General features: G+C 46.1%; 13 protein-coding genes. 4 read left to right on the top strand and 9 right to left on the bottom strand.

Features of this window, described 5'->3' with window-relative positions:
- Positions 1-12 precede the first annotated feature (12 nt).
- From K1Y79_RS03385 to K1Y79_RS03375, 3 genes are all read right to left on the bottom strand, one after another.
- Positions 13-792, bottom strand: coding sequence for a hypothetical protein (locus K1Y79_RS03385; RefSeq protein ID WP_220248587.1), 780 nt, complete (start codon positions 790-792; stop codon positions 13-15).
- Between the two features lie 271 nt (positions 793-1,063).
- Positions 1,064-1,315, bottom strand: coding sequence for a hypothetical protein (locus K1Y79_RS03380; protein WP_220248586.1), 252 nt, complete (start codon positions 1,313-1,315; stop codon positions 1,064-1,066).
- Positions 1,316-1,418: 103 nt separating this feature from the next.
- Positions 1,419-1,616, bottom strand: coding sequence for a hypothetical protein (locus K1Y79_RS03375; protein ID WP_220248585.1), 198 nt, complete (start codon positions 1,614-1,616; stop codon positions 1,419-1,421).
- A gap of 280 nt (positions 1,617-1,896) precedes the next feature.
- Between K1Y79_RS03375 and K1Y79_RS03370 the strand changes: the two genes are divergently transcribed.
- Positions 1,897-2,454 (top strand): hypothetical protein, encoded by a 558-nt coding sequence (locus K1Y79_RS03370; protein WP_220248584.1) that lies wholly within the window; start codon positions 1,897-1,899, stop codon positions 2,452-2,454.
- A gap of 13 nt (positions 2,455-2,467) precedes the next feature.
- On the opposite strand, the gene K1Y79_RS03365 is transcribed toward K1Y79_RS03370, so the two are convergent.
- From K1Y79_RS03365 to K1Y79_RS03350, 4 genes are all read right to left on the bottom strand, one after another.
- Positions 2,468-3,145, bottom strand: coding sequence for a helix-turn-helix domain-containing protein (locus K1Y79_RS03365; RefSeq protein ID WP_220248583.1), 678 nt, complete (start codon positions 3,143-3,145; stop codon positions 2,468-2,470).
- Between the two features lie 128 nt (positions 3,146-3,273).
- Positions 3,274-4,881 (bottom strand): T9SS type B sorting domain-containing protein, encoded by a 1,608-nt coding sequence (locus tag K1Y79_RS03360; RefSeq protein ID WP_220248582.1) that lies wholly within the window; start codon positions 4,879-4,881, stop codon positions 3,274-3,276.
- Between the two features lie 104 nt (positions 4,882-4,985).
- Complete coding sequence (locus K1Y79_RS03355; protein ID WP_220248581.1) at positions 4,986-5,741, bottom strand: class I SAM-dependent methyltransferase; 756 nt, start codon at positions 5,739-5,741, stop codon at positions 4,986-4,988.
- A 266-nt stretch (positions 5,742-6,007) separates the two neighbouring features.
- The gene (locus tag K1Y79_RS03350) at positions 6,008-6,790 is read right to left on the bottom strand and encodes a M15 family metallopeptidase (protein ID WP_220248580.1); all 783 of its coding nucleotides are present in this window, start codon (positions 6,788-6,790) and stop codon (positions 6,008-6,010) included.
- Positions 6,791-7,024: 234 nt separating this feature from the next.
- Between K1Y79_RS03350 and K1Y79_RS29635 the strand changes: the two genes are divergently transcribed.
- Complete coding sequence (locus K1Y79_RS29635) at positions 7,025-8,374, top strand: vanadium-dependent haloperoxidase (protein ID WP_220248579.1); 1,350 nt, start codon at positions 7,025-7,027, stop codon at positions 8,372-8,374.
- Between the two features lie 164 nt (positions 8,375-8,538).
- On the opposite strand, the gene K1Y79_RS03340 is transcribed toward K1Y79_RS29635, so the two are convergent.
- Positions 8,539-8,910, bottom strand: a complete 372-nt coding sequence (locus K1Y79_RS03340; protein WP_220248578.1) for a winged helix-turn-helix transcriptional regulator — start codon at positions 8,908-8,910, stop codon at positions 8,539-8,541.
- Positions 8,911-9,019: 109 nt separating this feature from the next.
- Between K1Y79_RS03340 and K1Y79_RS03335 the strand changes: the two genes are divergently transcribed.
- Entirely contained in the window at positions 9,020-9,775 is a 756-nt protein-coding gene (locus K1Y79_RS03335) for an SDR family NAD(P)-dependent oxidoreductase (protein ID WP_220248577.1), read from the top strand.
- 311 nt (positions 9,776-10,086) lie between these two features.
- Positions 10,087-11,691, top strand: coding sequence for a hypothetical protein (locus K1Y79_RS03330; protein WP_220248576.1), 1,605 nt, complete (start codon positions 10,087-10,089; stop codon positions 11,689-11,691).
- Between the two features lie 90 nt (positions 11,692-11,781).
- Here the strand turns inward: K1Y79_RS03330 and K1Y79_RS03325 are convergent, their stop codons facing one another.
- Positions 11,782-14,190 (bottom strand): ABC transporter permease, encoded by a 2,409-nt coding sequence (locus K1Y79_RS03325; protein WP_220248575.1) that lies wholly within the window; start codon positions 14,188-14,190, stop codon positions 11,782-11,784.
- Between the last annotated feature and the right edge of the window lie 105 nt (positions 14,191-14,295).

The raw sequence follows: 14,295 nt of genomic DNA, 5'->3' as shown, positions 1-14,295 counted from the left end.
GGCCATGTAGCCTCATTCCCTTTGAACAGGTATATACGTCATGGCAGGTGCCGTGCAGGAAGATAATTGCGCAGGATCATGTTGCCTGTGCTTGTCATTGTTATCCGGTGCAGTGCTGGTGATAGATTCAGTAGGTGGTGGAGGCACTACCGCAATGATATCTGCAGCCATCCACTTATGATTGTTTGGTAAACTGCCGGCCTGTACACCCCGCACCTGCACTAATACCAGTAACGTACCTTCCCCTGGCGTGTTTGTCGTAAGCATTGTATTCACCACAGGCTGGCCCGGTGTAAGTAAAACGGTCGCGCTATCGGTACCTGTTACCTGCATGGTGGCGAAGCGTATCCGAACGGTGATCAGTTTAACTTCCAATGCCTGTATGCTTTTGATTTGTGGTAAGACCTGTGCAGGAATGTGCAGCGTATGCTGATCAGTGAATACCGGTGGCAGACTGAAGAACTTTTCTATACCGCTATGTTCATTAAAGCGGAAGCCGGTCAGGGCAGCAGCGTATTGTTTGCCGCCTTGTATCAGTCGTTTGTTCAGCCGGTTGATATGTGTACTGTCACAGCGTACGTCCAGTTCAGGATACAGGGCATGCCGTATAAGTGCCCCGGTTTTGCTGGCCAGTCCGAAGCGCTGCGCAGCCAGGCGGGTAGCGGTCGTTTGACGTACAGCGGCAGGCGCGCTGCGGAGACAGTATTTCCTGTTCCGCTGGTAACCTATAAGGTTTCCCAGTTTGCCGGTAAAAGTGATTAATGAGGTTTGTTTAGCCATTTTGTGTCGCATTCAGTGAGGTATAAATATACTATAATCTAAAGGGGTGGATATGTTGATAGATTGATGTTTATGCAAGCGATATCCGTCAGCTATTAGGGCCTTTTCATTAGTAGACCAGCTGTGATTTGAAGATCTTAAAATGTGGGAGAAGCGTGATTGATAATTGTCGAAATTCATCTTCAGCTATTCGTGCGGTTGGCCATGTCTGGATGCTCGCCTGGTCAACGCCAGGGCCTGGTGGCGGGAGAATTGGACATTCTGTTGATGCTATGGCGCATTTTTAGGAGAAGAGTAGCGATGAAGTAATGGAAGTATGGCCCGGCATGTTTTTAGTCCTTTTAAGAAAGTAACTGCCAGGGTGTAGAGAGATGTAGTTGAAGATGGCAGCAGCAGTCAGATAGTAGGCAATGTTGCCCGAAGCAGTCATTGCATCTGCATAGCGAGGTAAAAGGTGTAGTAATAGATACCGGGGAAGACTGCGATATTTTCTAAAGCAAAAGTGCCCCAGACTATCGGGATAGACGTATTGCATTACGCAGTCTATGCTATCATAGCGGGACCTGTGACTAATGCAATTGAAAAACCTGAATAAAAAACAAAGGTCGTATCGGTACATCCGGTACGACCTTATTTTGTTAATGACGGTGTTTTTTCTGCTGTCCCGGGGCAAATGGTTTTGCTGATTTGGACCCGGTAAGTTTCTTTGCCTGGCCTGGAGGTAAACCATGAGGATGACCATGCGGCGTAGCGCGGTAAGTACAGGCGCTCACTGTAAAAGCGAGCCATGTGCCAACAAGTAGTGGCAACAGGAGAGATGTTTTTTTAGTTCGCATGACAATTGTGATTTAAGCTTCCTATTGGTAACAAAAGGCAAATATAAGGCCAAGTGTGGATATTTAATGCTTAATGGACTGATAATCTTCGTGTTAATACACATCCTTTGCAAGTGGAAACATTCCCTGGATTACCTGAGATATTTCAGATTTTCATATGTATATTTGAACAGGAAGTGATTACCTGTATCCATTATCGGGAAACCAGGAACCGGTCTTAATCACGCAGATAGGCTGCGTTGGTAACAATGAATTTTGTATATCCCTTTTATAACTATATATGAAAACGCATACAGGCCATTTAATATTGACGCTTACACTGCTTTCCTTATCGGTAAATGTCCTTTCCTGCGGAAGGATGAAAGATAGACAGCAGGTTTGGTCAGAGCGGACTGCAACCATTACCGCAACAGAGATCAGCCACACACAACAGGTAGCAATGGCGCACATGGAGGAAGTATTTCCTACGTACCATAGCACAACGCCGGATACAGATGATAACAAAAAGCGTTTCAGGGAACACCTGGAAGTAGATGCCACACCAGATGTCAGGGGGCTGTATACCTATACAGACTTTATGGGTGCAGATTATGAAGTGCTCATTGCTTTTACGTGCGATAAGCAGACGATCAGCAATATTGTACGCAGGAATGGTATGAAGTTAAGTGCAGATACCGGCGCTGCCCGTATACTGATGAATGGCGGACCGGCATGGTGGAAGTCCGGCGCTATGGAAAGGCTGGTTCCTTACCAGGCCGGTGATGAAGATGGCTTCTGGCAATATCTGTGGTATAACCCTGTTACCGGAGAAGCGTTTTACAAAGAGTTCAGTTTATAAATATCTGCCGGACTTACTGTCCGTCTACATCCTGCTGAGGGGTCACTGTTTTCCTGCGAAAGGAAGCAGGATACTCACCATACATGTTCTTAAATGTACGGGAGAAATTGTAGTCGTTACTATATCCCAGTTCCTCGGCAATATCTGCTACCAGCATATCTGTATTCTCCAGCAGGTATCTGGCGCGTTCCATCACCTGTTCCAGTACAAAGTCACTGATCTTGACGCCGAATGTTTTTAAGAATGCCCTGCTGAGAGACTTCTCATTGATGAAGTGTTTCCTGGCAAGTGAGCGGAGGCTATGCACATGTATATTGGGGTATAACATCACTTCATTCCTGATCAGCATCATGGTCGTATCCAGGGCTGTCTCTGCGCTTAAAGCAGACACCTGCTTTTCCTGGTATTCCGTTAGTAATTCAACGCTTACACGCTGCAATGCATAACCGGGTACCAGCCCGCCTTGCAGTGGTTCCGTTACATGGTCAAGATACCGCATCATGGACGGGCTGATAGTAACAGGTGAAGTATCTACCTCTGTTTTCTCATATCTAGTTGCAGGTACTACAGCCACCTGTTTATTCCTTATAAGCTCAAGTAATAATTGTAAAGGGGCCGTGGATTGTGTGTTCTCCTCAAGTTGACAGGCTTCCAGCTCAAAGTGGAGCGCCGCGAATACTACCAGTTGCATACAGGTTAAATGATTAACGCTGATTAAGTTACATCATTTAACTGCAATCCTGATGAATTGGGGATAATTAAATATAAAAAGGCCTTCGTTGAAGTGAAGGCCTATTAAGAATATGTGTCGAAAATATTTTATCTGAACATCGTGACCGTACCCTGCTGTTGCATGAGTTGTTTCTTACTGTCAGTATACGTTATCTTCCATACATAAGTACCCGATGGTAGCTCCGTTCCTTTCGTCCGGCCATTCCATCCGGCTTCAGGATCAGTCGTTTCATATACCAGCTGTCCCCATCTGCCAAAGATCATCATGCGGAAATCTGTTACATCATCCTGCACACGCGCCTTGAACAGATCATTCATACCATCTCCGTTCGGACTGAATGCAGAAGGCATATATATAGCACAGTCATTCATACCGCGTTCCACCGTTACATTCCCTTCTACAGAACATTTATGATCATCAACAATTTTGTAATGATAAGTGCCCGCGTCAAGACGTCTGAAACGATTCTCTGACTGAGAAGCAGTATCTGATATACTGTATTGATAAGGAGCGGTACCACCGGCAGGTGTGATAATAATTTGGCCATCTTTTACACTGCTGCAGGAGAGTGGTTTTGTCTCCACATCTTTTGCATGCAACACCAGCGGATTACCGATGTTGATACCTTCCATCTTATAGCACCCCATACTATCCGTGACACGTAAAGTATAGTAGTTTGCACGCAGGTTACTGAATATCGCTGAGTCCTGTTCAGGAGAATAATTGACTATCGAATAAGTATATGGCAACCTGCCGCCGCTTGCATTGATATCTATAGCCGCATCAGATTCGCCATTACAACTGATACCTGTTACAATAGGGGCCATTTTTAACTCCCATTGCCTGACTTCTATACTCTCTGCCCTGGAATTGCCTTTGGTGGTATTGGTAACAGTAACAGTATAGGTGCCGGCGGGTAACTGAGACACCTGTTGTGTGGTGTAACCACCCGGTTCCCAGCGGAAGGTATAATTGTCTTTGTCCAGCGTGTTCATGGTCACGGCAACCTTTCCGGCATTTTGTCCGAAGCAGGTATGCTCTGCGCTCACATCAAAGTTGAGCGTCTCTTCAATCATAGATATATTATCGAGGAATGTTACTACATAACAGGTATCGTCATAGTCTGTTACATAGGGTTCAAACCGCAGATGTGCGTACGTCTTTTTAGGCTTTAATACAGCAGTAAAACGCTTCCAGTTACGCTCATAAAGCACACCGGAATACCAGATACGTTCACCAAGATCATTCTCTGTATCTGCACCGCGTATAGCCAGGGCCGTTGTAGTAGCGGCTGTCTTGTCGCTCTTATCATCTTCAGGCATTAAGGCCATGTCAAAATGAATAAGATAAGCTTTGCCTGCCTCTATTGGTTTGGATAACTGTTGTCCGATCGATGTCCATACAGCATGACCTGCAGATGTGTTGTTTTCAGACGCAGCCAGCAGTGCAGCATATGTCTTTCCATCCGATGGAGCAATCTCGTTAGACGAGCCAAGTGGCAGCGTATAAGCTATCAGATTGACAGACCGTTGATACCACGGCGCGGGTATCCCATTCATTGTAGGTTGGCCTTCAAATGAGGGATTCTGAAGATAGATCGGCATCGATTGTGACCCGGCTGTTTTTGATAGCATGATCAATAAAGATACGAGGATGGTTTTCAGTATGTTGACTTGTACACTGAAGGTTTTCATAGATTATATTACGGCTATAGGTAATACAAACTTACATAAAAACCATGACAATGTGCGTCAACTGACCTTGTCTGACCTCATTTTTCTGCTATTTCATCATGCAATCATACATGCAGTTTTTTCTCCCACACTGTTACAAAACTTCCAGTCAGTTGATATGGAAGTACTTCCGCAATTGCAGCGTCCCATTTTTGTAAGACGCTTATTTTTTTTGTGAAAAAAGAAAATGGGAAAACATCATCAATAAAGTTTGTTTTGCCGAAACGCACGATTCTGAAGCGTGTTCTTACGGCAAGCGTCTCAAGTGAATGCTTGCTGAAAAACTGTACATGTGTTAAATCATCTGCATCTGATTGAACAGTAGTACCTTTATAGCCGAGCAGCTGTTTTGTTTGCAGGATGCATTTCCATACCCAGTTATCTTTCCGCTGCAGCGCAATGATGGGTTTAGTCACCAATACTTCCCTGGGTCCCATACCGTTAGGTACAGTAACGATCAATACACCTTTATCTGTTAATGACTTGTATAATACTTCAAGCAGCTTTTCCGGATGATTGAGATGTTCCAGTACTTCACTGCATATCACCGCGTGATAACGTTTGCCGTCAGCAACAAGTTGTTCTGCACTCACTACGTCAAAGCTGACATTGGGTATATGAGTTAGCGCACGCGCTTTCTCAATTGCTTTCTGACTTACATCTATACCATACACATTAAATCCTTCTTTTCCCAGTCCGCGGGCAATAATGCCGTTACCGCAGCCTACGTCCAGTACAGTAGCACCTTCAGGCAAATGTTGTTTAAGTGTATGTATGATGAATTGTAAACGCTTGATGTCGGCAAGTCTCTTATATTCCATATGCATAGCGCTTAATGATTAAATGAGTGTCTTTTTTAAAAACATGTTCATCTTTCGGAGTTGAGGGTTCGTGGGGTGTTAGTTAGTTTTCATATGTAAGTTCGTCAGCAGTAAGAACACTGCCGCATCATTTACGGACATCTTTACCCTCATTTAGGGACAAATTTAAGTAGGTGGTAATCAAACAATACAGGTATATGGTATAGGAAGTTGCAGATAGTAAAACGGCTGCCCTTGTTTGTTGGACAGCCGCTTTGCGGGACATACTATTTTATTTGCGCTACCTCGAAGTGCATGCCGTCTTTCCTGGAGAAGTGGCCTCCCCAATAGAAGCCGTTTTCATTGGCAAGCGTCACAAGCTCCCTGACAGATCCTTTCTGACCTACTAACGCAGGTTGTGCACCCAAAGGGTTCCAGGCTACATTAATGTCGAAGGCTGATCCGAAAGAATGATTGCTAAGCGTTGATCTGCTGCCTCTGATAAACCTTGGTACGAATGATCCTCCCCATGTCAATACGAGTGGCAGCAGGCCGGCATCCTCCCAATCCTTCCATAGTCTGATCAGCTGACCGGCAGCTTTCTTATGGAACGCTACCCTGTCAGAGCCTGTAATGGTAACCAGTTGCGGAATGGACACCAGTGCTATATTTGAACTTGCCCAGTTATCTGTAATCATGATGTTCTCCGGGTTGTCTGGCAAAGGATGTGACTTATACGCAAACTTGCCAAATACAGCAGCTCTTTCGTCATTGGAGACCAAGGGTTTAAACGCAGGCCTTTTAGGATAATCCGGTCCTGATTTATCCTGCCTGTCATCCAGGATGCCGTCAAAACCCAGCTGCATGGCAACGCCATATGTTTTGTTGCCCACTACGCCGTCGGGCTGCAGCAGATGTTTGCGTTGGAATACCATAGTAGCTTGTTGTACCTCGGGACAAAAAGTGCCGTCAGCTTGTCCGTCGAAAAGTCGTTGTCCGATCAGAAAATATTGCCAGCAGGTAACCAATGGGCCCTGGCTGTTAATCCTGATAAGTTTGAGTGATTCCATAATGTCGGAATGGGGTATTTGGTGATAGAAAGGGGTTGTGGTTGATGGAGTTGCTTAAACATTCGACTATCGGAGCGTCTTGATACGCTCAGTTAAAAACAATAACCCAAGATACTGAATTTAGTTTGCCGGAGCAATAGTACAGCAATGAAATTGTTGATATTAATATGCACTCACTGCCGTCCCGTTACCTCCATTCCTCTGTAAATTTGATCTGTTTAAAACCCCAAAAATATGACCATTCACTATGTACGTTCATGGTGCATTTACATTTGTATGTTGCTTGTTATTGCTGCGTGTAACAAGGAAGATCAGGCACTCAGACCTGAAAATGCACTGGCAGTTGCAGACCCCTCAATCAGTAGTAATGCAGATGCGACTATTCCTGTATCCTGGTACCAGTTACAGTTCAGACTTATTAAAGAAACGCCTGGCTTCACACCGCCGGTAGCTGCAAGAGCATTGGCCTACACCGGTATTGCCTTGCATGAAGCCGTGGTATGGGGAGACCGTAACGGTCATACCCTCAGCGGACAGCTCAATGCCTTATACAATGTGCCTCGCCCGGAGCGCGGCAGACGGTATAACTGGGCTATTGCAGCCAACAGCGCCCTGTCTGACATTACTATCAGGCTGTATCCCAATGCCAGTCCCGCCAATCTATCATTGATCAGGGCACTTGACAGTACCAACCTTTCAGCAGCAGGCAATGGTTGTGATGCCGCAGAGATCAGCCGCTCAATCCAATTTGGCAGGCAGGTGGCTGCAGCCATCTATAACTGGTCAGCCACTGACGGTGGTAAAGACGGTTATCTGAACAGCTTCCCTACCGATTATGTGCCTCCGGTAGGACCGGCATTCTGGGTGCCCACACCTCCCGCATTTCAGCGGGCATTATTGCCTTACTGGGGTAACAACCGGTTGATGGTAAGACCGCGTTACCCGGAGACAGCCGCTATCCCGCATCCGCCATTTGCGACGGATACAGCTTCCTCGTTCTACAAGGCAGCCTATAAAGTTTATGAAGCGGTGAACACCCTGACACCGGAAGAAAACACAATTGCCCTATACTGGGCAGATGGTGGTGGTACATTTACGCCTCCTGGCCATTTACTGGCTATTACAGCGCAGTTAATCACTGAGGAAGGGTTAGACCTCATCGGGGCTGCAAAACTCTTTGCACAGGTCGGAATCAGCGTAAATGACGCGGGTATTGTTTGCTGGAAGTATAAGTACAGGTATAACCTGCTACGCCCTGTTACCTACATCAGGCAGTATATTGATGCCGGATGGAGTTCGCTGATAGCGACGCCGCCATTTCCTTCGTATACCTCCGGACATGCCAGCTTCACAGGAGCGGCAGGTAATGTACTGGCCGGCAACTTTGGTAGCAGCTATACATTCACCGACAACCAAAAGGTGCCGGAAGGATTTGCGCCCCGCTCATTCAACAGCTTTCAGCAGATGATTGACGAAGCATCCATATCAAGGGTGTATGGTGGTATTCACTATGACTTTGATAGCGAAGTAGGTGCAGAGACAGGTAAGGCCGTGGCCTTACGAGTGTTGTCACTCAGGTATTAATTTGCGGACAGGTGGGGCTGTGTCATAATTAACTCGATGGCGCTGAGAATTTCTTATACGGAAAGTCTCTCCATCAGATACCCGAATAAATTTGGGTAAAAGTTATTTATGAGACAGCCCCATATATTTGCCCATATGATGGTTATGCGCTGCCGGAAATTGCGTTACTGTTCGCCAGCTGCCTTACCAATAATCTCCTTACGGTGCTGAATACCCCACTCCGTCAGGTGTTCAATAATGGTTTTTAACGTCAGACCATGTTTGGTAAGCTCATACTGTACGGTGACAGGCTGTGTATCCAGCACGCTTCTCTTCACCAGCTTATTCAGCTCCAGCTCCTTCAATTCTTTGCTCAGCATCTTGTTAGAAATACCTTCAATGTCCTCCAGGATGTCTGAAAACCTGCGCTTGTTATAATAGCAGATGGAGGAAAGAATAGATATCTTCCATTTACCGCTCAGTACGTCCATTGAATCCTGGACGGCTCTCATTTCTTTCTTGTGTTCCTTCTGGAAATCCTTAATCCGACACTCCATGATTTGTTACTTTGTTACCTCTGGGTTACTGTTACTTTTGGAAACAAAGTTACCAAAATATATTTCCCCTCTCTAACTTTGAATTCTCAACAAGAAAAAATAAGATACAATGAGTAAACTTAAGAATAAGGTAGCCGTGGTTACAGGGGCTTCAAAGGGAATCGGCGCAGCTATAGCAAAACATTTTGCCGCAGCAGGTGCAAAGGTGGTTGTGAACTATGCCTCCAGCAGGGAAGGAGCAGACGTTGTTGTTAAAGCAATAACTGATAATGGAGGTACAGCAATTGCCGTACAGGGCGATGTATCAAAAGCAGCGGATATAGCCAGGCTTTTTGAAGAGACGAATACCGCCTTCGGCGGACTTGACATACTGGTGAATAACGCCGGTATTTACCAATACGATGCGATTGAGCAGGTATCAGAAGAGACCTTCCAACGCCAGTTCAACGTCAATGTGCTGGGATCTGTACTGGCCATCCAGGGAGCATTGAAACTGTTTGGTGACAAGGGGGGCAACATCATTAACATCAGTTCTGGTGCCAGTACTACACCTTTACCGACAGGAGCGGTTTATTCTGCTACTAAAGCCGCGCTAGATGCTATTACGATTGCTTTGTCCAAGGAGTTCAGCGGAAGGAATATCCGTATCAACTCTATTCTGCCAGGTATCGTTGCAACAGAAGGTTCAACCAGCGGTGGGTTCATAGGTAGCGACTTTGAAGCGAAACTGGTAGCAACTACTCCGCTGGGTCGGACAGGTCAGCCGGATGATATTGCAAAAGTTGCTGTGTTTATGGCCTCTGATGAATCAGCATGGATCACAGGAGAAAAAGTAACTGTATCAGGCGGCATCTATGGTCTGTAAATCAGTTTAAAACAAAGCCTTCAGGTACCGCCTGAAGGCTTTGTTATTTCGTTTGTAAACCTTGTATAGTCGCCCTAAGATCCCCTGGGTACCCCGTATGTCCCCGGCTCAGGCCGTCCATATTTACACTATAGCAGTTGGTTTGTAAACAATTGGCTATAAATATATTGCGCTTCCATCCCCGCTATTTCTTCTATATTTTCCACATACTTTTATGCAGGTTGCCCGTAGGTAGTTATTTTCAGTCCGGATAAGCCACGTTATTCTTATTCTCAAAATGACCATCTATTTCTTCATCAAACTTCCCTCAAATGAAAACGCTGCTATGGGCATTATGTGCCCTGTTCCTGTTCGCCTGTAACAAGTCGTTACCCGAACTACAAAAGCCATCGCTTAGACCGGAAGTACAGGCCGCTGTACCGGTTACCAAGTCTACCAGCAAGAAGATCTTTATCCACTGGATGCCCTGGTTTGAAACGCCTGCTTCCCGCGGTACCTGGGGGTATCACTGGAAGATGAACACGCAGAACCCTGACATCATCGTTAACGGAAAAAGACAGATCGCCGCCTACTACTATCCCAAAACCGGCCCTTACGCATCGGCCGATCCTGACATCATAGAGTATCAGCTATTGCTGATGAAATATGCCGGTGCTGACGGGGTATTCATTGATTGGCCCGGGACCAGGCAGCGATACGATTACCCCGACAACCTGGCTAACTCTAATGCACTGATCAACAAACTGAACGCTGTTGGTCTTCAGTTCTCTATTGTTCATGAGGACAGGAACTGGGATCCTGGTATGGCTGCTAACGCGCATGCAGACTTTGTCTACATGCAGAACAACTACTTTAATCAGGCCAACTATCTCCGTAACAGCTCCAATGCTCCTGTCGTACTCAATTTCGGTCCTATCACTTTTCATCAGACTGCTGAATGGAATACTATACTGAATGGTATCAATCCCCGGCCCAAGATCATACCGTTGTTTGGGTTTACCAATGAAGTAGGCAGCAACAATGCAGGTGGTGAATTTCCCTGGATCTACCAGGAACATCCGGGTGTGGTAGACCGGTACTACACCCAGGCGGCCACTTTCCCTTTGTCTATTGGTGTTGTATATCCCGGATTTAAATCATTCTATCAGGCCGGCGGTGCCGACGGACCAACCTGGGAGATTGCACATAATGGCACCTCTACCTTCTCAACCATGCTGGATAAAGCACTGGCATCAAGTGTACAGATCATTCAGTTCGCCACCTGGAACGACTACGGAGAAGGTACTATCATTGAACCTACGGAGGAATTTGGGTTCTCTTTTCTTACTATCATGCAGCAGAAACTGGGTGTACCTTACGGCCAGCGTGAACTGGACCTGATCTATAAGTTATACCAGTACCGAAAGCAACATGCAGGTAATACAAGTATCCAGCAACAGCTAAACCAGGTATTTACCTATCTGGCAAATCTGCAGGTAGCCAACGCGGAGAGCCTTTTAAACAGTATCGGCGGTGGTACTGACCCTGGTAATCCTCCAGCAGGGGGTGTATTGATCAAAAACCGGTGGCTGAATACCTATCTGTATGAACAGAATGGACAGGTCAGATACAGTAGCGGCAATACCGGTAACCAGTATCGCTGGATACAGGAAAGCGTGAACGGACATATCCGGTTTAAGAATGCAGCTACTGGCAACTACCTGCATATTGAACACCTGTATAACTATGTGGAAAGTTCAAATGTGCCTGCCACCTTCTACAGCAGTTACTGGGCCCTGGAAAGCTATAACGGCTATACCCGTATCAGAAACGAATGGCAGAATACTTACCTGAATCTGGAAAACCAGAGCGGGTTGGCAGAATGCACCAGTGTACCGGCTAACTTCGAGAGCGCGCACTGGACATTAGTCAATTAATAACACTATATCAGGGCTCAGGAACCGGACTTTGATAAAGCGAACTGCTGATATCCGGCTCCTGATCCCTGCGTAGTTACCGCTGATGGTTTAATCAGCTTTGAGGCTGCTGACAGGGTTCACCATCGCAGCCTTGATTGCCTTAATACTAATCGTTACCAGGGTAACAATGACCATCAGTGCAATCGAGATCACAAACACCTGCCAGCTGATATCAATCCGGTAAGCGAAGTTCTGCAGCCATTTATTCATCAATAACCAGGACAGCGGAATGGTAATAACAGCCGCAAGTCCGATCAGTTTGATGAAGTCAGACGAAAGCATCGTCACAATACTTGTTACTGAAGCACCCAACACCTTACGGATACCAATTTCCTTCCTGCGCTGTTCTGCCGCGTAGGTAATAAGACCAAATACGCCCAGTGAGGCAATCAGGATTGCAAGTACCGCAAAGGAAATAAAGATCTTTCCGGTGCGAGCCTCAGAGATATATAGCTTATTGAAGTCGTCATCCATAAAGGTATAGCTGAACGGTTGTCCCTGCATACCAGGTCTTGCATGATATGCCTTAGCTATTTCCCGGATGGTACGTTGCACATCAGTGGTGTTGATACGGAATGCCATCTTCGCGGTATATTCCCCCAGGGTGAATACTGCCGGTGGAATCTTGTTGCGGAGAGAGCCGGAATTGAAGTCCTTTACAATACCTATGATCTCCATTTTCCTGTTTCCGCTATACAGGTATTTGCCGGTAATGTCCGTAAAGCCCAGCAGTTTTGCAGCTGTCTCATTGAGGATAAGCGCATTGGTATCTGTAGGCATCTCCGGAGAGAAGTTCCTGCCGCCAGCCATCTCCATCCCCAGCGTATTGAAGTAATCTGTATCAATGTACCACTCATTAATGCCTATAACTTGACCAGCAGTTCTGGCTGCATCTTTTGAATAAATGCTGGTGTTCAGGTTCATTTCTGTCGGCAGACTGCGGGTCATCGTTCCGGCGGTTACTCCAGGTATCTTCAGTACTTCTTCCTTGAATCCTTTGGCATGTATCCAGAGGGACTGGGTATTGTTCAATATCAGTACCTGCTGCCGGTTATAACCCAGCTTTTTATTACGGATAAAGCTTAGCTGGTTGTAAATAACCAGTGTGCCGACAATCAGCAGGATCGCTGCTGCAAACTGGAAAACAACCAGGCTGTTTCTGAGCCAGCTGCTTTTAAAGCCATTGGACAGTTTACCTTTCAGCACGCTTACCGGTTCAAAGGAAGAAAGGAAGAACGCAGGGTAACTGCCTGCAAGTAGTCCGACGATAATAACAATCACCAGCAACGAAGGCAGTATCCATGTTAATGAGGATAGGGATATCTGTAGTGATTTGCCGGAGAGCTCGTTCAGGTAAGGGATCATGAACGAGGCGATCACCAGGGCAATCAGCATGGCGCAGCAACTGGTGATCATAGATTCTGCCAGGAATTGTATAATCAGGGTACTGCGTTCAGAGCCCATTACCTTTCTGAGGCCAACTTCTTTTGCCCGGCCGGCAGAACGTGCAGTAGACAGGTTCATAAAGTTTACACAGGCAATCAGCAGGATGATAACGGCAGTGATGATGAAAATATAGACATACTGGATATTACCGGAGGGCTCTGCTTCATTCACCAGGTCAGATTCCAGGTGGATCTTTCTGATAGGAATAGCGTCATACCTGAAATGCCCGCCTTTCTTTTCCAGATCTGCAAGACTACTGCCGGTCAGCTTCCGCAGGTCATTCTCCATATACTTGGCAGTTGCCTTTTGCAGCCAGCCTTCCAGCTGTTGTTGTGTCACTTCCGGACGTACGCGTACGTAGGTTACAAAGTTGTCCGACATCCAGCTGGCTTCCCTGCTTTCAGGTTCGCTTGCCATCGCTCTCAGGAAATCAAAGTGTACATGCGCCTGCGAAGGCATATCTTTGATTACGCCGCTAATGGTATATGTGGCGATATTATCCGTCTGTAAGGTTTTGCCGACTACGTCAATGCTGTTGAAGTACTTTTTGGCCATACGCGCTGATATCACCATATTGTTCGGGTTACGTAGCGCAGTAACAGCATTTCCGGCAATCATTTCCAGGTCAAGTACATCAAATACTGTTGAATCGGCATAGCATACGTTCTGCTCCATAAGGGTCTGCTCTCCTTTTTTGACCAGTATATTATCCTGCTGCAACAGGCGGGTGTATGTCTCAATCTGAGGATAGTCCTGTGTTAAAACGGCCCCGAACTGCGCAGGGGAAAACCTCTCTCTGAATGTGTTTCCATTTACCAGGAAATCTGCATTGATGCGATAAGTGCGGTCTGCATGTTTATTGTAGGAGTCATAGGTCAATTCGTCTATGACAAATAAAGCTATCAGCAGACAGGTGGCCAGCCCTATAGCCAGCCCCAGAATAGTGATCACTGAAAATCCTTTGTTCCTCCAGAGATTGCGTGTGGCGATCTTATAATAGTACCTGAACATATGTTTATATTTAGGAATCCCCCGACTAATATACGATCTGATGATCCCCAACAGTATACCAAATGCTGATATATATGATAATGAATAGGTTAGTAGAGCTGGTTG

It is taken from the genome of Chitinophaga rhizophila (assembly GCF_019492185.1).
Lineage (GTDB): Bacteria > Bacteroidota > Bacteroidia > Chitinophagales > Chitinophagaceae > Chitinophaga > Chitinophaga rhizophila.
This window is presented reverse-complemented; position numbering and strand designations above follow the sequence as displayed.

Bases quoted from the DNA above. Each gene is read 5' to 3' on its own strand.
- K1Y79_RS03385 (WP_220248587.1), bottom strand. From the start codon at position 792: ATGCGACACAAAATGGCTAAACAAACCTCATTAATCACTTTTACCGGC.
- K1Y79_RS03380 (WP_220248586.1), bottom strand. From the start codon at position 1,315: ATGCAATACGTCTATCCCGATAGTCTGGGGCACTTTTGCTTTAGAAAA.
- K1Y79_RS03375 (WP_220248585.1), bottom strand. From the start codon at position 1,616: ATGCGAACTAAAAAAACATCTCTCCTGTTGCCACTACTTGTTGGCACA.
- K1Y79_RS03370 (WP_220248584.1), top strand. From the start codon at position 1,897: ATGAAAACGCATACAGGCCATTTAATATTGACGCTTACACTGCTTTCC.
- K1Y79_RS03365 (WP_220248583.1), bottom strand. From the start codon at position 3,145: ATGCAACTGGTAGTATTCGCGGCGCTCCACTTTGAGCTGGAAGCCTGT.
- K1Y79_RS03360 (WP_220248582.1), bottom strand. From the start codon at position 4,881: ATGAAAACCTTCAGTGTACAAGTCAACATACTGAAAACCATCCTCGTA.
- K1Y79_RS03355 (WP_220248581.1), bottom strand. From the start codon at position 5,741: ATGGAATATAAGAGACTTGCCGACATCAAGCGTTTACAATTCATCATA.
- K1Y79_RS03350 (WP_220248580.1), bottom strand. From the start codon at position 6,790: ATGGAATCACTCAAACTTATCAGGATTAACAGCCAGGGCCCATTGGTT.
- K1Y79_RS29635 (WP_220248579.1), top strand. From the start codon at position 7,025: ATGACCATTCACTATGTACGTTCATGGTGCATTTACATTTGTATGTTG.
- K1Y79_RS03340 (WP_220248578.1), bottom strand. From the start codon at position 8,910: ATGGAGTGTCGGATTAAGGATTTCCAGAAGGAACACAAGAAAGAAATG.
- K1Y79_RS03335 (WP_220248577.1), top strand. From the start codon at position 9,020: ATGAGTAAACTTAAGAATAAGGTAGCCGTGGTTACAGGGGCTTCAAAG.
- K1Y79_RS03330 (WP_220248576.1), top strand. From the start codon at position 10,087: ATGAAAACGCTGCTATGGGCATTATGTGCCCTGTTCCTGTTCGCCTGT.
- K1Y79_RS03325 (WP_220248575.1), bottom strand. From the start codon at position 14,190: ATGTTCAGGTACTATTATAAGATCGCCACACGCAATCTCTGGAGGAAC.